At 40.3% G+C, this 19,514-nt stretch carries 20 protein-coding genes; 17 read left to right on the forward strand and 3 right to left on the reverse strand.

Annotation, left to right across the window (positions count from 1 at the left end; genetic code table 11):
• The first annotated feature begins 36 nt into the window (after positions 1-36).
• Complete coding sequence (locus BN1875_RS12860; RefSeq protein WP_048605214.1) at positions 37-396, forward strand: hypothetical protein; 360 nt, start codon at positions 37-39, stop codon at positions 394-396.
• Positions 397-407: 11 nt separating this feature from the next.
• Positions 408-620: a hypothetical protein gene (locus BN1875_RS12865; RefSeq protein WP_048605215.1), complete on the forward strand. Its 213-nt coding sequence runs from the start codon at positions 408-410 to the stop codon at positions 618-620.
• A 65-nt stretch (positions 621-685) separates the two neighbouring features.
• Here the strand turns inward: BN1875_RS12865 and BN1875_RS12870 are convergent, their stop codons facing one another.
• Positions 686-1,006, reverse strand: coding sequence for a hypothetical protein (locus tag BN1875_RS12870; RefSeq protein ID WP_048605216.1), 321 nt, complete (start codon positions 1,004-1,006; stop codon positions 686-688).
• A 116-nt stretch (positions 1,007-1,122) separates the two neighbouring features.
• Here BN1875_RS12870 and BN1875_RS12875 point away from each other — a divergent pair, with 116 nt between their 5' ends.
• Both BN1875_RS12875 and BN1875_RS12880 read left to right on the forward strand, forming a co-directional pair.
• Positions 1,123-2,271, forward strand: a complete 1,149-nt coding sequence (locus BN1875_RS12875; protein WP_048605217.1) for a VanZ family protein — start codon at positions 1,123-1,125, stop codon at positions 2,269-2,271.
• 60 nt (positions 2,272-2,331) lie between these two features.
• Positions 2,332-3,675, forward strand: a complete 1,344-nt coding sequence (locus tag BN1875_RS12880) for a DEAD/DEAH box helicase (RefSeq protein ID WP_048605353.1) — start codon at positions 2,332-2,334, stop codon at positions 3,673-3,675.
• A gap of 74 nt (positions 3,676-3,749) precedes the next feature.
• Here BN1875_RS12880 and BN1875_RS12885 read toward each other — a convergent pair whose 3' ends face one another.
• Positions 3,750-4,178: a GNAT family N-acetyltransferase gene (locus tag BN1875_RS12885; protein ID WP_048605218.1), complete on the reverse strand. Its 429-nt coding sequence runs from the start codon at positions 4,176-4,178 to the stop codon at positions 3,750-3,752.
• A gap of 67 nt (positions 4,179-4,245) precedes the next feature.
• Between BN1875_RS12885 and BN1875_RS12890 the strand changes: the two genes are divergently transcribed.
• The 4 genes from BN1875_RS12890 to cls all read left to right on the forward strand — a co-directional run bounded on the left by BN1875_RS12890 (position 4,246) and on the right by cls (position 11,071).
• On the forward strand, positions 4,246-5,298 hold the full coding sequence (locus tag BN1875_RS12890; protein WP_048605219.1) for a DUF7278 family profilin-like fold-containing protein: 1,053 nt from the start codon (positions 4,246-4,248) through the stop codon (positions 5,296-5,298).
• Between the two features lie 310 nt (positions 5,299-5,608).
• Positions 5,609-8,248 carry an alanine--tRNA ligase gene (gene alaS, locus BN1875_RS12895; protein ID WP_048605220.1) on the forward strand — a complete coding sequence of 880 codons (2,640 nt, stop codon included), beginning with the start codon at positions 5,609-5,611 and terminating at the stop codon, positions 8,246-8,248.
• A gap of 190 nt (positions 8,249-8,438) precedes the next feature.
• Complete coding sequence (locus tag BN1875_RS12900) at positions 8,439-9,587, forward strand: cation diffusion facilitator family transporter (protein ID WP_048605221.1); 1,149 nt, start codon at positions 8,439-8,441, stop codon at positions 9,585-9,587.
• Positions 9,588-9,607: 20 nt separating this feature from the next.
• Positions 9,608-11,071, forward strand: coding sequence for a cardiolipin synthase (cls, locus tag BN1875_RS12905; RefSeq protein WP_048605222.1), 1,464 nt, complete (start codon positions 9,608-9,610; stop codon positions 11,069-11,071).
• On the opposite strand, the gene BN1875_RS12910 is transcribed toward cls, so the two are convergent.
• Complete coding sequence (locus BN1875_RS12910; RefSeq protein ID WP_048605223.1) at positions 11,051-11,467, reverse strand: ribonuclease HI family protein; 417 nt, start codon at positions 11,465-11,467, stop codon at positions 11,051-11,053. The genes cls and BN1875_RS12910 overlap by 21 nt on opposite strands.
• Before the next feature lie 63 nt (positions 11,468-11,530).
• Between BN1875_RS12910 and BN1875_RS12915 the strand changes: the two genes are divergently transcribed.
• The 9 genes from BN1875_RS12915 to BN1875_RS12955 all read left to right on the forward strand — a co-directional run bounded on the left by BN1875_RS12915 (position 11,531) and on the right by BN1875_RS12955 (position 19,503).
• Positions 11,531-11,953 (forward strand): EbsA family protein, encoded by a 423-nt coding sequence (locus BN1875_RS12915; protein ID WP_048605224.1) that lies wholly within the window; start codon positions 11,531-11,533, stop codon positions 11,951-11,953.
• A 158-nt stretch (positions 11,954-12,111) separates the two neighbouring features.
• The gene (locus BN1875_RS12920) at positions 12,112-13,782 is read left to right on the forward strand and encodes a formate--tetrahydrofolate ligase (RefSeq protein ID WP_048605225.1); all 1,671 of its coding nucleotides are present in this window, start codon (positions 12,112-12,114) and stop codon (positions 13,780-13,782) included.
• A gap of 217 nt (positions 13,783-13,999) precedes the next feature.
• The gene (locus BN1875_RS12925) at positions 14,000-14,422 is read left to right on the forward strand and encodes a hypothetical protein (RefSeq protein ID WP_048605226.1); all 423 of its coding nucleotides are present in this window, start codon (positions 14,000-14,002) and stop codon (positions 14,420-14,422) included.
• Positions 14,406-15,086: a CBS domain-containing protein gene (locus BN1875_RS12930; protein ID WP_048605227.1), complete on the forward strand. Its 681-nt coding sequence runs from the start codon at positions 14,406-14,408 to the stop codon at positions 15,084-15,086. Before BN1875_RS12925 ends, BN1875_RS12930 begins: the two co-directional genes overlap by 17 nt.
• Positions 15,087-15,112: 26 nt before the next feature.
• The gene (gene lspA / locus BN1875_RS12935; RefSeq protein ID WP_048605228.1) at positions 15,113-15,580 is read left to right on the forward strand and encodes a signal peptidase II; all 468 of its coding nucleotides are present in this window, start codon (positions 15,113-15,115) and stop codon (positions 15,578-15,580) included.
• On the forward strand, positions 15,573-16,490 hold the full coding sequence (locus tag BN1875_RS12940) for an RluA family pseudouridine synthase (RefSeq protein ID WP_048605229.1): 918 nt from the start codon (positions 15,573-15,575) through the stop codon (positions 16,488-16,490). The genes lspA and BN1875_RS12940 overlap by 8 nt, the downstream gene beginning before the upstream one ends.
• Before the next feature lie 249 nt (positions 16,491-16,739).
• On the forward strand, positions 16,740-17,279 hold the full coding sequence (gene pyrR / locus BN1875_RS12945) for a bifunctional pyr operon transcriptional regulator/uracil phosphoribosyltransferase PyrR (protein WP_048605230.1): 540 nt from the start codon (positions 16,740-16,742) through the stop codon (positions 17,277-17,279).
• Between the two features lie 12 nt (positions 17,280-17,291).
• Positions 17,292-18,626 carry a uracil permease gene (gene uraA, locus BN1875_RS12950; protein ID WP_048605231.1) on the forward strand — a complete coding sequence of 445 codons (1,335 nt, stop codon included), beginning with the start codon at positions 17,292-17,294 and terminating at the stop codon, positions 18,624-18,626.
• Complete coding sequence (locus BN1875_RS12955; RefSeq protein ID WP_048605232.1) at positions 18,577-19,503, forward strand: aspartate carbamoyltransferase catalytic subunit; 927 nt, start codon at positions 18,577-18,579, stop codon at positions 19,501-19,503. Before uraA ends, BN1875_RS12955 begins: the two co-directional genes overlap by 50 nt.
• Positions 19,504-19,514 lie beyond the last annotated feature (11 nt).

A 19,514-nucleotide genomic window follows, 5' to 3' on the forward strand; every position in this document is an offset into this window, starting at 1 on the left:
CTTCCCCTATAATCAAGCTATAGGAGAGGATTTAGGATGTTTTATCAGCAGGCGTTGAAGCCAAAAGAATTATTGAGTGTTTTGCCCCATGTCGGAGAGTGCTTTTTTGTGATCGAAGGTCAGCTCTCAGATCGTTTTTACAAAGCAGCGGTCTATAAGTATGAAAAAGAATTTTTTTTGCTGACGGATGATCGTCTATACTCACGAGCGGCTGCTATGAAGTCAGCCCATCAAGGGGATGAAAATCAAATTTTGCCTTACATTGAAGAAGCGATGGAAGACAATTTTTATTTTGTCGTAGATGAAGGGTTCGTTCTGCTGGATTTAGCAACACTGTCCAAATTGGCAGAAACTTCTGCTACTTTGGAGATACAATATTATGAATTTGTTGATTAGGAAGTGAAAAAATGAAACGAACGGAATATATAAGCTTTAGCGATCGGAATTTTATTGATCTTTTACAAAATGTCGGTGATGAGTATGCTGCACTGGAATTGATTGATGAAAACAATGACGTGGATGCCATGGTAATTTCGCTTGCGGATTTTGATTATTTAATCAGTAAACTCGATGAGGAAGAAAAAGAGCAGTTTGTTTCAGAAACAACGGAAGCAGAGTAGTTCAAAAAGGCCGGAACAGCGCTTGTTCCAGCCTTTTTTCGACCCATTCATTTAGGGGATGACCCTTACTTGTGTTGTGTACCCTTTACTCGAAGATAGCCGCGATAAATATTAAGAACTACTAAAATAATGCCAATAACAAGGGGAAATCCTAGTAAAACGATTGGATAACCAATTTGTGCCTCAAGATTTAGTTTTGAAATCGTTCGTAACTGATGGAACGCAAATTGGATTACTTGAAAGCTGAAAGCCGTTAGAAATCCGGCAATAATAAAAAGAGCAAATCCTAAATAGGGAATCCTTTTTTTTCTGCGAAAAAGGGCGATACCTAAATAGAGAAGGAGTAAAAAAACAGGGACACCTAAAGCAAAATATACATTTAACATCAAACCACCTCCTATTTCTATCATACTTCAAAGGAAAGATTTTGGGAAATAGAGGCGTTTGAGGAGTGAAAAAATCAGCAAAAAAATCCTATTAATTTTATCAAAGGAGGGAACCAATGTCTGCCTATGTCGTACCAGTTAAATGGGCAATCGTAATTTTTCCATTTTTAGCGTTATTCCTTTCTGCTTTTTTTCTTATTCATGAATACCGTAAATATGGAACTTTCGTATTATCCCGCGCAATTATCTTGTATTCGTTTATTTTTTATCTCTTGTGTGCTTTTTTCCTGGTTATTCTGCCACTACCGCCGATCAGTGAGGTGGCACAGTATACCACTCCTACGGTAGAGTGGCATCTTGGTGCAAGCTTTGAACATTTTTTGCAGCAGACCGTTTTATCTCTTGGTGATCCCTCTACTTACTTGCCGGCAATGAAGCAAAATGTGTTTTTAGAACCAGTATTTAATATTTTACTGGTGGTGCCCTTTGGGGTTTATTTGCGGTATTACTTCAAATTTTCTTTGATCAAAACAATTCTACTAAGTTTCTTGTTATCTCTCTTCTTTGAGGTGACGCAATATACCGGATTATATTTTATTTATCCGCGGCCGTATCGATTGGCAGATGTGAACGATCTGCTTCACAATACGTTAGGTGGACTGATAGGTTTTGTCATTGAACCTTTGCTGACTTTTGTGCTGCCAAGTCGAAAAGAAATCGATCAGCTTGCGTATGCAAAGGGCAAAGAAGTAACCTTGTTCCGTCGATTGGTAGCATTTGCGCTGGATTGGGGATTTCTACGGATTCTTTCTTTAATAATTCTGATTATGTATCGTTGGTTTTCCAAGGACTATTCCATCGATTTCACCAATTCTTTAGGCTGGTATTTTGCTGAAGTCTTTCTTTATTTCGTCTGCTTTGCTTATCTTTGCAATGGACAAACTATCGGGAAAAAAATCGTTCGTATCCAAGTGGTGGAGGGAGACAAACGAATCCGTTTCAGTTCCTTGGTAAAACGTTACGGCATTTTGTACTTCTTTTACGGAGGAATCGGTCGTTTCACTGCCTTACTTGCTCCTTTTGTTCAAAGCAAAAATCATTTTTTGATGGTGATTTCTATTCTTATAACGCTGACCGGTGTCGCTTTACAGCTTGTCTTTCTGATTACGATTCTATGGTCATTTTTGAAAAAACGACGTCAATTATTTTATGAACGAAGCAGCCATACCTATACGATCAGTACGATTTCTACTAAAGAAAAATAGGTGAACGCTAAAAATTGTGCTATAATGCCCAAGGAATATCTAATGAAAGAAGGTGCTCAGATGAGTTTTGAAGAATTTAATTTCCAACCATTTATTATGACTGCATTAGCAGATAAAGGCTTTAGCGAGCCGACCGAAGTACAGAAAAAATTGATTCCCGTTATTCAAAAAGGACGGAGTGTCGTAGGTCAGTCTCAAACAGGTAGTGGAAAGACCCATACCTTTTTGCTTCCACTTTTTGATTTGATTGATTCACGGGAAGAAGTTCAGGTGGTGATCACGGCACCAAGTCGTGAACTAGCCAGCCAGATTTATCAAGCAGCCAAACAGATTGCACAATTTTCTGATCCTGAAATTCGGGTCACAAATTTTGTTGGTGGTACAGATAAACAGCGACAATTAGATCGCTTGAAGCACCAACAACCACAAGTAGTGATTGGAACACCAGGAAGAATTTTAGACATGATGAATGAACAGGCGCTTTCTGTTCATACAGCAAAAGCATTTGTTGTCGATGAAGCAGACATGACATTAGACATGGGCTTTTTAGCTGAGGTAGATCAAATCGCCGGACGTTTGCCTGAAAAATTGCAAATGCTAGTATTTTCCGCAACAATTCCAGAAAAATTGCGTCCTTTTTTGAAAAAATACATGCAAAATCCGTTAATTGAAGAAATCAAGCCCAAAGCAGTCATTTCCGAAACGATTGATAATTGGTTGATTTCGACTAAAGGAAAAAATAAAAATCGATTGATCTATCAATTATTAACAGTGGGTCATCCATATATGGCGATTGTTTTTGCAAATACAAAACAGCGAGTAGATGAAATCACCGATTACTTAAAAGAAAAGGGACTGCGGGTAGCCAAAATTCACGGAGATGTTCCTCCAAGAGAACGGAAACGGGTTATGCGGCAAGTCCAAAATTTGGAATATCAATATGTAGTTGCGACTGATTTAGCCGCAAGAGGAATCGACATTGAAGGTGTTTCTCATGTAATTAATGCAGAAATTCCGGCTGATTTGGATTTCTTCATCCATCGAGTTGGAAGAACAGGACGAAACAATCTGCCCGGAACAGCTATTACGTTATACGACCCGGCTGATGAAAAAGCTATCAGCGATATTGAAGGAACCGGAGTCGTTTTTAAACCAAAAGAAATCAAGAATGATGAAATCGTTGACGGTTATGATCGAAATCGGCGACAAAAGCGGGAAAAATCTCGAGATGAGTTGGACCCAACGTTGATTGGTTTGGTGAAAAAGAAGAAGAAAAAAATCAAGCCCGGCTACAAGAAAAAAATTCAATGGGCAGTTGATAAAAGCAATAAACAGAAACGAAAAGTCGAACGCCGGCAGCAAGGTCGCGCCATTCGCAAAAATAAAAAAGATTCCAGTAAATAATTGAGTCGGAGTTTGCTCTTAAAAAGGAAGGTTCTCTTTAAGCTTTCCTTCTTGAGCGAACTCCGTTTTTTTGTTTAAAGCTTTTTTTCCATTGTCACACAAAGGATACCATCTTCAAAAAAAGGCGATGACACTCGCTGATACCCTAATTTTTTATAAAAAGATTCTGCACTTGTTTCCGCAGACAAGCGAGAAATGCTGCACCCTTCACTTTTTCCTCTGTCTTCACAAGCTCGAATCAGTTGGGTACCAATTCCTTGGTGACGAAACTCGTTGAGAATACAGAAACGATCCGGTTGCAGCTGTTTTCCTTTTCTTTGATAGCGAATCGTACCGGAAGGTTTTCCTTTTGTCATTGCGATGAAATAATTTCGATCGGATTGATCCAACTGATCGAACTCATCTATTGGTAAAATATTTTGCTCCAATACAAATACTGAATAGCGTAAATAAAAGGCTGTTGCTTGTAGCCAAGGGGTGTTACCGAAATGAATTTGGGTCATTGTTTTTCTCCTTTTCATGCTATACTTATTCTAACAAGAGATAGTAAGTTGGAAAAGAGGAGTCGTCATGGATTTTTTTGAATCGTTAGAATGGAGCAACTGGAAAAACCTGAGTGATGAAGTGAAGAATCAGATGTTTCGCCAAGTCTTGATGTATTTTGTCAGTCCTTTACGAAAAATCAACGAAGTAAAACTGGTTGATTTTGAATTGGCGGGAATCAAGTGCCGTACCTTTGAAATTTTAATTGATAATGAACATTTTGTTTTTGTACCGGGAAATCAAGAAGCAATCTTGGGTTGGGATTTAGGCATCCAAGGCTTACCAACGCCCGCATGGAATCACCCCCGTCCAGAGAAGCAATCTGAGAAAATGAATGCGCTTATTAAACGTTATCAGCTGGAAACCAGTGAGGATTGGCAAGCCTTCGTCAATCATTCAACCTCTGACCTTCGCAAAGCGGTGATTCCTCCCATGTTGGTTCAAAAGTTTCCTTTACCGGCTGGAACAACCTATTTAGGAAACCTAAATACAATCACGGGAGAATTTACCGGTGAGGTGGATCGATTTGAAAAAATGGAAGAAGCGATACGAGCCACATTTATTCCACCACAGTCATTTGAAGAAAGTTTGACCTGGTCTTTGCCAAAAACAGATTTAAAAAAAGATCACTATTATCTTGAACTTGGGGAAAATAGTGACGATTACTATGTATTTGAACATACCAGTTGTACCCAAGAACAATTACGCAAGCGGGTTCGCCGTAACGGCTTCGATTTATTGACAGAAGAGCAGTGGGAATATGCGGTAGGTGGCGGCACACGCCGACTATTTCGCTGGGGCAATGATCTGGATGCAGATGATTCTTATTGGGGCAATCAGGTGAAAAAACATATCAAGGGAGAAAATATGTTTGGCTTAGTTTTTTCTCCTCATCTGAATCGTTACGAGGTGACAGACGGGAACAAATTAAAAATGGAACAGTGGGAAAACTCTGGCATTCCTTTACTGGATTTGTTGCCTTTTGCCACGTATTACCGTTCTTCCCGTGAACTCACTGTTGAAGAAGAGATTTCTCCGACAGAATTTTTATATCGCAAAACGATTCTGATTAAAAAATAGGAAAGGAATCTTTGGCAAGCCGTTGACAATCATTTGGTGATGCCCTATACTTTTAAAAGAATAAGGACATGGTAACAAGTGTCACTCTTTACAGAAAGTTCTTCATTGCTGAGAGAAGAACAAGAAACGCTTTTATTGCTCCCTTATGCTTCTTGATAGAAATATCAACGCGTCTCTGCGTTAACGAGCTGAAGAGGTAATGATTCGACATCATTGCAATCAAGGTGGTACCGCGTGTTCACGTCCTTGGGTTGCAAGGATGTCTTTTTTTGTTTATATCTTCAATTAGAAAAAGAAAGAAGGAAATAAAATGAAAGAATTAACCAGTGCACAAGTTCGGCAGTTGTTTTTGGATTTCTTTAAATCAAAGGGACATACGATTGAACCAAGTGCTTCGCTTGTTCCTGTCAACGATCCTACTTTGCTATGGATCAACTCAGGTGTTGCAACCTTAAAAAAATATTTTGACGGTTCTGTCGTTCCCGAAAACCCTCGAATCACTAACGCACAAAAATCCATTCGAACCAATGATATTGAGAATGTTGGTAAAACTGCTCGCCATCATACGATGTTTGAAATGTTGGGGAATTTTTCAATTGGTGATTATTTTAAAGAAGAAGCTATTCATTGGGCATGGGAATTTTTAACAGATGACAAATGGATGGCATTTGATCCGGAGAAACTTTATGTGACGGTTTATCCTAAAGATACCGAAGCAAAACGGATTTGGCACGAAGAAGTTGGCCTGCCTTTAGCGCATATTGTTGAAATCGAAGACAATTTCTGGGATATCGGTGCTGGTCCAAGTGGTCCCGATACCGAAATCTTTTACGATCGTGGACCAGAATACAACGATGTCGCAGAAGATGATCCTGAAAACTATCCTGGCGGCGAAAACGAACGCTATTTAGAAATCTGGAACTTGGTCTTTTCTGAGTTTAATCATAAAGCGGACGATACTTATGAACCACTGCCACATAAAAACATTGATACGGGCATGGGACTTGAACGGATGGTTTCCATCGTTCAAAATGCACCAACGAATTTTGAAACTGATCTGTTTTTACCAATTATTCACGAAACTGAACGCTTAAGCGGAAAATTTAAGTACGGTGAAACGGCTCAAACCGATATTTCCTTTAAAGTGATCGCCGACCACATCCGAGCTTTATCTTTTGCCATCGGTGATGGAGCGTTGCCATCTAACGAAGGGCGTGGTTATGTTCTTCGCCGATTGTTACGTCGGGCGGTTATGCATGGAAAAAAACTGGGTATTGATGAGGCTTTCTTGTATAAATTAGTGCCGGTTGTCGGAAAAATTATGGAAAGCTACTACCCAGAAGTAGTGGCTCAACAAGCTTTTATTGAAAAAGTTGTTCGTAATGAAGAAGAACGTTTCCACGAAACCATCAATGAAGGACTGGAAATTTTGACTCAGCTTATTTCACAAGTCAAAAAACAAAAAGCAGATACTTTAGACGGTGCCGATATTTTTAAACTCTACGATACCTATGGCTTCCCAGTTGAATTAACGGAAGAAGTTGCTGAAGATGAAGGACTGAAAGTCGATCACGCCGGTTTTGAAAAAGAAATGCAGGCGCAGCGTGATCGAGCAAGAGCTGCCCGCAGCACCGAACATTCGATGGGGGTTCAGTCAGCACTATTGACAGATATCAAAGTAACCAGTCGCTTTGTCGGCTATGAACACCATGAAGCAGAAAGCGAACTGCTGGTGATTATTCAAGAAGAAAATCTGATTGACTCAATCTCTTCCGGTGAAGCACAACTTATTTTTGCGGAAACACCATTTTATGCTGAAATGGGTGGACAGGTTGCAGATGAAGGAATCATTGCGGATGAAAACGGCAATTTAGTTGCCACGGTCCATGACGTACAAAAGGCACCAAATGGTCAATTTTTACACAAAGTGACCGTTAACAGCCCACTTGCAGAAGGCCAACGCTATTTCTTGCAAGTCAATGTTGCCCGTCGCAATCGAATCATCAAAAATCATACAGCGACTCATTTACTGCACAAAGCGTTAAAAGAAGTATTGGGCAATCACGCCAATCAAGCAGGTTCCTTGGTAGCACCGGGTCATTTACGTTTTGATTTTACTCATTTTGGACAAGTTACTACCGAAGAATTGCAAGAAATGGAAGCAATTGTCAACCAAAAAATCTGGGAAGCACTGCCAGTTGTAACGATTGAAACTGATATCGATACAGCTAAAGGCATGGGCGCTATGGCTCTTTTTGGTGAAAAATACGGTCATGACGTTCGGGTAGTTAACGTTGCGGACTGGTCTATTGAACTTTGCGGTGGTACTCACGTGTCAAACACGGAAGATATCGGCATTTTCAAAATCGTTTCTGAGTCAGGAATCGGTGCTGGTGTCCGTCGGATCGAAGCTGTGACCAGCAAAGAAGCCTTTGAATTGTTGCATAGTGAAGAACAACAGCTAAAAGAAATCGCTGCTATTGTGAAATCACCGCAAATCAAAGAAGTTGTTTCGAAAACAGAACAACTGCAACAACAATTGCGGGAACTGCAAAAAGAAAACGAAGCACTGGCAAGCAAATTAGCCAATCAGCAAGCCGCAGATATTTTCCAAGACGTAAAAGAAAGCAATGGTATCACATATATTGCTGCACAGGTCAAGGTTAAAGACATGAACCAATTGCGGCAATTAGCAGATCAATGGAAACAAAAGGCAACTTCAGAGGTACTTGTTTTAGCAACAGCCAATGAAGGAAAAGTCAGTCTTTTGGCGGCAATGAGTGCAAGTGCCAATCAAAAAGGATTGAAGGCTGGCGACTTGATCAAAGCCATTGCACCAAAAGTTGGCGGTGGCGGCGGCGGTCGTCCGGATATGGCCCAAGCTGGCGGGAAAAATCCAGAGGGTATTGCGGAGGCATTAGCTGAAGTTCAACACTGGCTGGCAAATTAATTGATTTATTTGGGACAGTAAATTCAGCAGAAGCGACACGTCTTTCGAAGACAGCGACTGTTAGGATTGCTGTCCTAATTTTTGTCAATAAAACGGATCTTTATATAATTTTTAGAGATGCGACTTGTCGGTTCACCAGCCAAAAGTGTACAATAAGAAGAAGTCTTTAAATCAGTTAGAAGGAACAGCTATGTTAAATTTACTCTTACACCTCATTGAAAAAAAATCATCTGACAAGAAGTTACGGAAAAATTATGGTGTTTTATCCGGCAGTCTTGGCTTGACTTCAAATCTGCTTTTATTTTTGATGAAATTTTTTATCGGGCTTTCTGCTCGTAGTGTTTCAATTATGGCAGATGCCATCAACAATTTGTCCGATGCAGCTTCCTCTGTTGTAACTTTATTCGGTTTTCAAGTGGCTGCTAAACCAGCGGACAGTGAACATCCTTATGGTCATGAACGGTTTGAATATATCAGCGGCTTTGTGATCTCGATCATCATTACAGTTGTTGGATTTCAATTTTTAACAAGTGCGATCAAAAAAATCATCCAACCGGTCCATCTTAATCTCTCTCCATGGCTTTTTTTGGTGTTGCTGATTTCAATCTTAATCAAGTTTTGGCAAAGTCGAATGTACCTTAAAATCAGTGACAAAATTCAATCGACAACCTTGAAGGCGACTTCTCAAGACAGTTTAAATGATGTAATTACCACGGTAGCGGTTTTAGTTTCGGCGGGGGTTGAAGGGCTGACTGGTTGGCGTGTAGATGGATATGTGGGTCTGTTGATTGCGCTGTATATTTTGTACAGCGGGTTGTCGATGGTTAGGGAATTTGTCAATGAACTAATGGGTAATCGTCCCACAGATAATGAAATCAAAGAAATGGAGCGGCGATTGGATAATTATCAGACGATTTTAGGCTATCATGATCTGTTGGTTCACAGCTACGGTCCTGAGAAACGCTTTGCCTCTGTCCATATCGAAGTAGATGAAACTTGGAGTTTAAACCATGCCCATGATATTATCGACGCAATTGAAAAAGACTTTTGGACGCATCTACATGTAGCATTGGTGTGTCATTTAGATCCAGTGGCGATTCACGATGAAGAATACAAAAGTAATTTACTGATTTTAAAAGAATTGCTGTTTCGCATTGATCCTGATTTGCGGGTTCATGATTTTCGCATTGAAGCTGGTACACTGTCCTTTGATGTTGTTGTTCCTCAAAAAATCAGTCTTTCTGATGACGAGATTCGTGAAACGTTGGAGAAAACAATCAATCATTCCATTGGGAAGTTCAAATTAGATATCACGTTTGATCACAATTATCTTTTATAAATGAAAAGTAGGAGAAAAAAATGACTATTGAAATGGATATGTCCATCATCAATTGGGTGATTGCCGGGCTGTTGCTTGTCAATACGTTAGGGGCTATCGTTACAGTTTTTCGCAAACCGAGATCGATTACCAGTGTCTTAGCATGGTTGCTGACGTTGGTCTTTTTTCCAGTCATCGGCTTTTTGGTCTATTTATTTTGCGGACGAGGAATTGACGGAGAAACGGTGTATCGATTCAATCAAGAACATCGAAGCCGAATCAAGGAAATCAATCAATTGATTCATCAAAACAATAAAAAATACCATCGTACCGTTAAAACTTCGGGTTCTGAATTATTGGAACGGTATTTACGCAACGTGGAGGAGTCCCCTCTGGCGAAGGGAAATGATTTGTCGTTTTACACCGATGGAAAAGAAAAATTTGCAGCATTATTTGCGGATATTAAGCAGGCGAAAGACAATGTGCATGTTGAATATTATGCTTTTTTTGATGACCAGATTGGAAATGACTTTTTAAATTTATTAGTGGAAAAAGCGAAAGAAGGGGTAGAAGTTCGGGTAATCTTTGATCCGTGGGGAGCAAAAGGTTCCAGTCCAAAATTCTTTGATCCTTTAGTAGCCGCCGGAGGAAAAGTGACACCTTTTATTACCTCACGGGATTTAATTCGAAAGACCCGCTTAAATTATCACCTGCATCGAAAAATTGTGGTAATTGATGGTAGGATTGCTTGGACAGGGGGCTTTAATGTTGGAGACCAATATTTAAGTCGCAGTGAAAAATTCGGTTACTGGCGGGATACCCATGGCAGAATCGTGGGAACAGCCAGTTTTAGCTTACAGGAAATTTTTATTAAGGACTGGAATGCCTCGGTTCAAGAGGATGACGATCAATTAGAATATGAAGATCGTTATTTCGTATTGCCGGAAACAGAAGGTAATGTCAGCATGCAAATCGTGTCGGATGGCCCGGAAACGGAAGAGGAAATTCTAAAAAGCGGCTTTGTAAAAATGATCCTTGCAGCAGAAGAAAAAATTTGGATTCAAACGCCTTATCTGATTCCAGATGATACGATGATCAACGCGCTTTTAGTGGCGGTTCGTTCAGGAGTAGATGTTCGTATTATGATTCCTGATATGCCAGACCATGCCTTTATCTTCCGAGCAACACAGCACTATGCCAACTATCTCCACAAGCGAGGGGTAAAAATTTATTCCTACAATAATGGCTTTTTACATGCAAAAACGATTCTCATGGATGATTTGATTTCTTCTTTTGGTTCCACCAATCAAGATATTCGCAGCTACTCGCTTAATTTTGAAGTCAGCGCCTTTGTGTATGACGAAGAAATAACCAAGCAAATGCAGGAAATCTTTGAAAAAGATCGGATGAACTGTACCCTTTTGACAGATGAAATCATTGAAAATCAGTCCTGGTGGCTGCGATTTAAACAAAATTTTTCCCGATTATTGTCGCCGATTTTGTAATTTCACAGCCTTTTGCAATCCTTGCCGGGCAAGACGGTCGGCACCTTTGTTTTGATTTTCCGGAATCCATTGTAAAATCAGCAAAGAAAATTTCGGCAATTGTTGCTGAATCTGTTCAAAAATCGGCTGAAAAGCAGGATTTCCGGTATAATTTTTATCTACAGTCTGAACAAGAACCTTACTGTCGGAGTAGACCATAATCGTTTGATCCTGCCATTGCTTTTCAAGCAGCAACTGCAACAATTCCAGAAAAATCGTGAATTCTGCCTGATGATTGGTTAAAATTGGTAATGGTAGGGCATGTTGCTGATGCAATTCTGTACCCACTAATAAGATTCCGCCGCCGCTCAATCCAGGATCACCTTTTGTTGCGGCATCGATATACGCTTTGATCATTTGACCACCTTTTCTTGTTTTGTGTTAGAATAAATAGTGTAAGTTGATTGAAAGGAATTGTAAATGAAAGCAAAAAAATACCATTGGCAACCAGAATTATCCATTTCAATTATTTATTGGTCAGTTACACTGATGATTCTTTTTTATAGTTTAACACTTTCGCTAGAAAATACACGTCCTTATTGGAAAAGCAATCTGGTGTTGCTATTTTTCTTTTTTATGGCGATTATCGGTTTTTTGCGCTGGTTCTTTGTTAAAGAGACCTATCTGTTAGTTTATTATTCCCGTTTTTGGAAGCGAGACAGATTTTATTACCAAGGTATTCAGAAAATTTGTTCACTGCCAAACGGAATAGAACTGACCTATAAGAATAAAACTCATCATTTTTTGATGAGAAAAAAAACGCGAGACAATCTGCTGAGAGAACTTGAAAAACATGTCCCAGCGGATCTTTTTTCACAGCAGTCTGCTCCATCTGAGGATTAATCCCTTCTTTGACCCGCTTGTCATCAGTGACGAGCGGGATTTTTTGATAAAATACATAAATTTCTGCTGTATTTTTATTTATTTTTCGTTATAATGGTAAATAACTGAACAAATAGTAGTGATAAAATGAAAATAGTTCGTAAAAAAGGGGTTCCTTCATGAAAACAGATATTGAGATCGCACAAGCAGCAGCCTTACAGCCAATCAGAAAAATCGCTGAAAAAATTGGCTTGACAGAAGATGATTTGGAGTTATACGGCAAATACAAAGCAAAAATCGATTGGCCGGCTATTCAACGCTTAGAACAACAACCGGAAGGAAAACTGATTCTAGTCACTTCCATCAATCCAACCGCAGCCGGTGAAGGGAAATCTACCGTAACAATCGGTTTAGCAGATGCTTTAAATAAATTGAATAAAAAAACCGTGATTGCCTTGCGGGAACCTTCTCTTGGCCCTGTAATGGGAATTAAAGGCGGAGCGACCGGTGGCGGACAGGCGCAAGTATTGCCGATGGAAGACATCAATCTTCATTTTACCGGCGATATGCACGCTATCACGACTGCAAACAATGCATTAGCGGCGTTGATCGACAATCATATCCAACAGGGAAATGAATTGGGGCTCGATGCCCGGCGAGTGATCTGGAAACGGGTAGTAGATTTGAATGACCGTGCCTTGCGCCAGGTCATTGTAGGTCTGGGTGGTCCAATTCAAGGGGTTCCTCGAGAAGATGGTTTTGATATCACCGTTGCCAGTGAGATCATGGCGATTTTATGCTTAGCAACTGATTTGCAAAACTTAAAACACCGATTAAGTAAAATCGTGATTGGTTATACTTATGAAAAAAAACCGGTTTTTGTATCCGACTTAAATGTTGAGGGAGCTTTAACTTTATTACTGAAGGATGCACTAAAACCTAATCTGGTTCAAACCATCGGGGGAACCTCGGCATTTGTCCATGGCGGTCCTTTTGCAAATATCGCTCACGGGTGTAACAGCGTGATGGCGACAAAACTTGCGTTGCGGTTGGGGGAATATACCGTTACTGAAGCAGGCTTTGGGGCAGATTTAGGGGCAGAGAAATTTTTAGACATCAAAGTTCCTAATTTAAAAAAGGCACCGGATGCGATTGTCGTCGTTGCCACTATTCGTGCATTGAAGCTTCATGGTGGTATTGCGAAGGATGAGTTACAACAAGAAAATGTCGAAGCGGTTGACCGTGGATTTGTTAATTTAGAGCGACATATTAAAAATATGCAACGCTATGGTATTCCAGTTGTTGTTGCGATCAATGAGTTCCTTACGGATACCGATGCCGAAATGAGATTGATCGAAGAAGCTTGTGAAAAATTAGGTGTTACAGTTAAGCGAACCGCAGTTTGGGAAAAAGGCGGTGCGGGTGGCACAGAACTTGCAGAGGCAGTGATTGCCGGGATTGCTGTACAATCAACCGATTTTCAGCCTTTGTATGGTAATCAACTATCCCTTGAGGAAAAAGCCCGCAAGATTGTTACTGAAATTTATGGTGGGTCAGATGTTCAATTCACACCTAAAGCAAGGAAACAGCTGCTTGAATTCACAAAGGAAGGATGGGACAAACTACCACTTTGTATGGCGAAAACGCAGTACTCATTTTCTGATGATCCTACGAAATTGGGTGCACCAGTGGACTTCACCTTGACGATTCGGGAATTCATTCCTAAACTAGGTGCAGGTTTCATTGTTGCTCTGACGGGCAACGTTATGACCATGCCTGGCTTGCCGAAAAAACCAGCCGCCTTGAATATGGACGTTGATGAAGACGGACACGCAATTGGATTGTTCTAAAGAATAAATGGATAGTAAAGATAAAAAATCTGGACTTAATTGACCAGATTTTTTTCTGTTGTTTTGGGACTTTCGCAGACTTTTTGCTTTTTTTGCTTGTCTCTACTAAACTAAGAGTAGTAGTAATAAAATGAACAAAATGCAGGCATTTAGAGAACAAGGATTGATTTTTCTATTGTAATTTTTCCGTATGTACCGGATAATAAGGAGGTTCAGCATGAAAGTTCGTGTCACTCGAAAAACTGGATTTTATGGAATGGGCAGTCCGTTGAAAGTTCTTTTGAATAAAAATGCTTTTTTTATCAATCATGATCAAACCAAAGAACAAGATATTCCGACAGCCAGCTGTTCAATCCAAGTTTCTTTTTATCTCCTGAAAAGCAAAGTGTATCATTTTCATTCTCAAAAAGAGGTATTGGACCTAATTATCGAAATGAATCCTCAGATGGTGCAAATCTATCTTGCGTTTTTTATTCTGATGCTGTTTTTACCGTTGATGTTTAGAAGTCTGATCCTAAGTTTGATTTTAATCCTTTTCTTTTTTCTCTTTTTATGGCGTTTTCTGCAAAAAGCCTACGTGATAAAAGAAGTTCGTAACAATAATATAGGTGAGGAGAATAAAAATGGCCAAACAAGCTGATGCATTTTTAATAAGTTTTAATCGAATTGAAAAGTGGTTGCGAGATATTTTAGGCAATCCCCGAAATATGGGATTTAGCGAAATGGTGCGCCGTTTATCCAAGCAGCGAAATTTGCCAGTGGGCAATCATGCAGAAGATCTTTTGCAGATGGCTCAGCTTAGAAACGCCATCGTTCATGATCGAATTGACGAAGATTTTATCATTGCTGAACCGAATCAATGGGCAGTTGATAAAATCAAACAAATCGAACAGGAACTGTTGCAACCGGAAAAAGTTTTGCCTCGTTTCAGGAAAAATGTGACTGGATTTGAGATTTCAATGCCCATTACAGATATTTTAGCGACTATTGCGGAGGAGAAATATTCCCAGTTTCCTTTATATACGAAGGGGCGTTTTGAAGGCTTGATTACTTTACGGGCGTTGGGTTACTGGTTTGCCCGAGAAAGCTTGAAGGGGGAAATCAAATTAAACGGGCGAACTGCTCGTGATTTGATTATTTCTGACGGCAAAAAAACGAACTACCGGTTTGTTTCTGCCGAAACGACGGTTGCTGAAATCGAGACATTGTTTCATGGTGACGGACTAATTGAAGCTATTTTAATTACCAAAGATGGGGATCCGAATGGCAACCTTTTAGGTATCATTCGACCTCGTGATTTATAGACCCCTTTAGAAAAGAGTTGAATTTTTTGTTAATCATTTATTTACTTACCTGTTTGTTGATTCTGATTCTGGATCAAATTGTCAAGTGGTGGACGGTGGCGAATTTTGCGCTGGGTGAAAGTCAAACCGTCATTCCAAATATTTTTTCTTTAACTCATATTCGTAATACTGGTGCAGCTTGGAGCATGATGGAAGGGCAAATTGTTTTTTTTGCTGTCGTAACCATCATTGCTGTCAGCGTATGTGGCTATTTGTTAGTTAAAAATCGTCACGGTAACAAATTTTTTACCTTTGGGCTGACCTTGATTATTGCTGGTGCATTAGGCAATTTTATTGATCGGGTTCGTTTAGGTTACGTTGTCGATATGTTCCAAACCGATTTTATCAATTTCCCGATTTTCAATGTTGCGGATATGTCGCTAGTTATCGGAGTAATCATGATTTTCATCTATAGCATTTGGGATGAAAAAACGAAGGAGAAATCCCATGCCTAAACAAATTAGCGTCACGATTCAAGAGGAAAAAGGGCGTTTGGACAAGATTTTGGCTGAACGCTTGCCAGATTATAGTCGTTCCCAAATCCAACAATGGCTGAAAAGTCAGGCAGTTTCATTAGAGGGTGTACCGGTCAAAGCCAATGCAAAAGTCAAAGCGGGTGAAAAATACCTCATTACGATTCCCGATCCAGAGACCTTGGATCTGATTCCTGAAAATTTGCATCTTGACATCGTTTATCAGGACGAGGATGTTGCAGTAGTAAATAAGCCTCAAGGAATGGTGGTGCATCCAGCAGCAGGGCATTCCCATGGCACGTTGGTAAATGGACTGCTTTATCAGTTAAAAGATCTTTCAACCATCAATGACGTTGTTCGTCCAGGAATCGTCCATCGAATCGATAAAGATACTTCCGGTTTGTTGATGATTGCAAAAAATGATTTTGCACATGAAGCGCTTGCTAAACAATTAAAAGAAAAAACTTCTTTGCGCAAGTATGTCGCATTAGTTCATGGTGTGATTTCACATGAAAAAGGCACGATTGAAGCACCTATTGGCCGTTCAAAAGTTGATCGTAAAACACAGGCGGTCACGGAAGAGGGAAAACCGGCAACTACTCACTTCACTGTTTTGGAACGATTTGAAGGCTTCACTTTGGTGGAATTACAATTGGAGACGGGGAGAACTCATCAAATTCGAGTTCATATGCAATATATTGGCTATCCAGTTGCTGGCGACCCTATCTATGGCCCTCGTAAAACATTGAAGGGCAATGGACAATTTCTCCATGCAAAATTGTTAGGCTTTACTCACCCTCGAACCGGTGAAAAAATGGTTTTTGAAGCACCTCTACCAGAGATTTTTGAAAAAACTTTAAAAAAATTACGAGAAGGCATTGCTTTTTCATAACAAAAAGTGTATCGTTATCTTAACAAAAAATTTAATAGTTATCCTTTAATGTAGTCCTGTGAGGCTAGGAAGGAGATGAGTGAGACGTGTGAGTAGTGCGCTACTATCACACCTTGCTGGATGACATCCGTATACCTTTGGAGACAGAATAATCTGCCTAAGGACATACAGTGGTTGCTCTGAAAACATACCTCCTACCTGATAAACGGGTAGGAGTTTTTTTGTGTCAAAAATTAGGAGGGAATAAATATGTCAAGAAAAGAAGTCGTGGATGCAGTTACTATGAAACGGGCGTTGACTCGAATCACCTACGAAATTATCGAAAGAAACCATGGAATCGAGGATTTGGTGCTGGTAGGAATCAAAACGCGGGGCATTTATCTTGCACAACGAATTGCAGAACGTTTGAAACAATTAGAAGAAATCGAGGTACCGGTTGGAGAATTAGATATTACCCTTTACCGTGATGATCATAAAATAACAAATGAAGATCCAGAAGTCCATTCTTCATCGATTCCCATTGCATTAGAAGGCAAGGAAGTTATTGTTATCGACGATGTATTATTTACCGGTCGAACAATTCGTGCAGCACTGGACGCAATCATGGATTTTGGCCGTCCACGAAAAATTTCATTGGCGGTGCTGGTTGACCGAGGACACCGGGAACTGCCGATCCGTGCTGATTATGTCGGAAAAAACATTCCTACGTCATTGACTGAGGAAATCATCGTTGAAATGGAAGAAGTAGATGGACAAGACCGAATTTTAATTAATAAAGAAAACGACTAGGAGATGATTTGATTGGCAAAAGAATTTCGCAATGAAGATGCTGTACTGGATATTCATGATAAACCAAAGCCGCTTCACTGGGTGGGGCTCAGCCTGCAACATTTATTCACGATGTTTGGCGCAACAGTTTTAGTACCTATTCTAGTGGGTATCGATCCGGGAATTGCACTTGTCAGCTCTGGACTTGGAACCTTGGTCTATCTCACAACAACAAAAGGAAAAATTCCCGCTTACTTAGGAAGCAGTTTCGCTTTTATCGCTGCAATGCAGCTTTTAATGAAATCAGATGGCTATCCGGCAATCGCGCAAGGAGCCATCACCACGGGGCTGGTTTATCTCCTTGTTTCTCTGATTGTTAGAAAAATCGGTTCTGCTTGGTTGGATAGAATCCTACCGCCAATCGTCGTTGGACCGGTAGTCATGGTAATTGGGTTGGGACTAGCAGCAAATGCCGCCAACAATGCCATGTACAATGGCGATCACTATGATTTCAAATATGTTTTAGTCGCTTTACTGACACTGGGATTAACAATATTCTTCAACATGTGGCTAAAAGGATTCTTGGGATTGATTCCGATTCTTCTGGGCATCGTCAGCGGCTATTTGATCGCATTGCTGGTTGGAATCGTTGATACACAACCAATTATTGACGCTCCTTGGTTTGCCATGCCAAACTTCGAAGTTCCTTTTCTACAGTACACACCAAAACTTCATATCAATGCAATCACGACGATGGCACCCATTGCCTTCGTTACTATGACGGAACACATTGGTCATTTAATGGTTTTAAATAAATTGACTAAGCGAAACTTTTTCGAAGAACCGGGCTTGCATAAAACCTTGATGGGGGACGGCTTGGCTCAAATCGTAGCCGGTTTCGTCGGTGGACCTCCGGTAACCAGCTACGGCGAAAATATCGGTGTGCTGGCAATTACACGGGTACACAGCGTTTTCGTTATCGGGGGAGCCGCGGCTTTTGCGGTTGTCTTGGGATTTGTCGGTAAACTTAGTGCCTTGATCCTGAGCGTTCCTGGTCCAGTTATTGCAGGTATCAGCTTTATCCTCTTCGGGGTTATTGCAGCAAGCGGATTGAAAATACTGATTGAAAATAAAATCAACTTTGATAAAAAGAAAAATCTTTTAATTGCTTCGGTGATCTTGGTCATCGGTATCGGCGGATTGATCTTCGAATTTGGAACCTTCACACTTTCAGCAATGGCTTTAGCAACTGTCTTAGGCATCATCTTAAATCTGATCTTACCGGAAACATCCAGAAGCGAACAGGAGGAAGTAAAACATGATCATTCAGTCAGAGAGAATCAGTTTGAAACATCTATTAACCGTTGAGGCATTGACCGATCAGGAAGTTATGGGATTGATCCGACGCGGGCAAGAATTTAAAGCCGGTGCAAAATGGACACCAGAAAAGCAGCAGTATTTTGCGACAAACCTATTTTTTGAAAATAGCACTCGGACTCATAAAAGTTTTGATGTAGCAGAAAAAAAATTAGGGCTGGAAGTCATTGAATTTGAAGCATCTACCAGTTCAGTTCAAAAGGGCGAAACGCTTTATGACACCGTTTTGACGATGTCGGCTTTGGGAGTAGATGTGGCTGTCATTCGTCATGGAGATGAGAATTACTACGATGAATTGATCCAAAGTAAAACCATCCAATGTTCGATTATCAACGGTGGAGATGGCAGTGGCCAACATCCAACGCAATGCTTACTAGATTTGATGACAATTTACGAAGAGTTCGGTCATTTTGATGGACTAAAAGTAGCCATCGTAGGAGACATCACCCATTCTCGTGTAGCAAAATCAAATATGCAGATGTTGAAACGTTTAGGCGCGAAAGTCTTTTTCTCCGGACCAGAGGAATGGTACGACCCTGAATTTGAAGTTTACGGTCATTTTCTCCCTCTTGACGAACTTGTTTCTGAAGTGGACGTTATGATGATGCTACGGGTACAGCATGAACGCCACGGAGAAGAAGAAAGTTTTTCAAAAGAAGAGTATCACGAAGCTTATGGTTTAACCATAGAACGGGCGAAAAAAATGCGTCCAAAAGCAATCATCATGCACCCGGCACCAGTGAATCGAGATGTCGAGTTAGCAGATTCCTTAGTGGAAGGACTGCAATCACGAATTATTGAACAAATGACAAACGGTGTTTTTGTCCGAATGGCGATATTAGAAGCTGTTCTAGCAGGAAAAGCCTAAAAATTGGAGGA

Origin of the sequence: Enterococcus massiliensis, assembly GCF_001050095.1 — a bacterium.
Classification (GTDB): Bacteria; Bacillota; Bacilli; order Lactobacillales; family Enterococcaceae; genus Enterococcus_C; species Enterococcus_C songbeiensis.

Coding starts and splice junctions, on each gene's coding strand:
- BN1875_RS12860 (WP_048605214.1), top strand. CDS start 37: ATGTTTTATCAGCAGGCGTTGAAGCCAAAAGAATTATTGAGTGTTTTG.
- BN1875_RS12865 (WP_048605215.1), top strand. CDS start 408: ATGAAACGAACGGAATATATAAGCTTTAGCGATCGGAATTTTATTGAT.
- BN1875_RS12870 (WP_048605216.1), bottom strand. CDS start 1,006: ATGTTAAATGTATATTTTGCTTTAGGTGTCCCTGTTTTTTTACTCCTT.
- BN1875_RS12875 (WP_048605217.1), top strand. CDS start 1,123: ATGTCTGCCTATGTCGTACCAGTTAAATGGGCAATCGTAATTTTTCCA.
- BN1875_RS12880 (WP_048605353.1), top strand. CDS start 2,332: ATGAGTTTTGAAGAATTTAATTTCCAACCATTTATTATGACTGCATTA.
- BN1875_RS12885 (WP_048605218.1), bottom strand. CDS start 4,178: ATGACCCAAATTCATTTCGGTAACACCCCTTGGCTACAAGCAACAGCC.
- BN1875_RS12890 (WP_048605219.1), top strand. CDS start 4,246: ATGGATTTTTTTGAATCGTTAGAATGGAGCAACTGGAAAAACCTGAGT.
- alaS (WP_048605220.1), top strand. CDS start 5,609: ATGAAAGAATTAACCAGTGCACAAGTTCGGCAGTTGTTTTTGGATTTC.
- BN1875_RS12900 (WP_048605221.1), top strand. CDS start 8,439: ATGTTAAATTTACTCTTACACCTCATTGAAAAAAAATCATCTGACAAG.
- cls (WP_048605222.1), top strand. CDS start 9,608: ATGACTATTGAAATGGATATGTCCATCATCAATTGGGTGATTGCCGGG.
- BN1875_RS12910 (WP_048605223.1), bottom strand. CDS start 11,467: ATGATCAAAGCGTATATCGATGCCGCAACAAAAGGTGATCCTGGATTG.
- BN1875_RS12915 (WP_048605224.1), top strand. CDS start 11,531: ATGAAAGCAAAAAAATACCATTGGCAACCAGAATTATCCATTTCAATT.
- BN1875_RS12920 (WP_048605225.1), top strand. CDS start 12,112: ATGAAAACAGATATTGAGATCGCACAAGCAGCAGCCTTACAGCCAATC.
- BN1875_RS12925 (WP_048605226.1), top strand. CDS start 14,000: ATGAAAGTTCGTGTCACTCGAAAAACTGGATTTTATGGAATGGGCAGT.
- BN1875_RS12930 (WP_048605227.1), top strand. CDS start 14,406: ATGGCCAAACAAGCTGATGCATTTTTAATAAGTTTTAATCGAATTGAA.
- BN1875_RS12940 (WP_048605229.1), top strand. CDS start 15,573: ATGCCTAAACAAATTAGCGTCACGATTCAAGAGGAAAAAGGGCGTTTG.
- pyrR (WP_048605230.1), top strand. CDS start 16,740: ATGTCAAGAAAAGAAGTCGTGGATGCAGTTACTATGAAACGGGCGTTG.
- BN1875_RS12955 (WP_048605232.1), top strand. CDS start 18,577: ATGATCATTCAGTCAGAGAGAATCAGTTTGAAACATCTATTAACCGTT.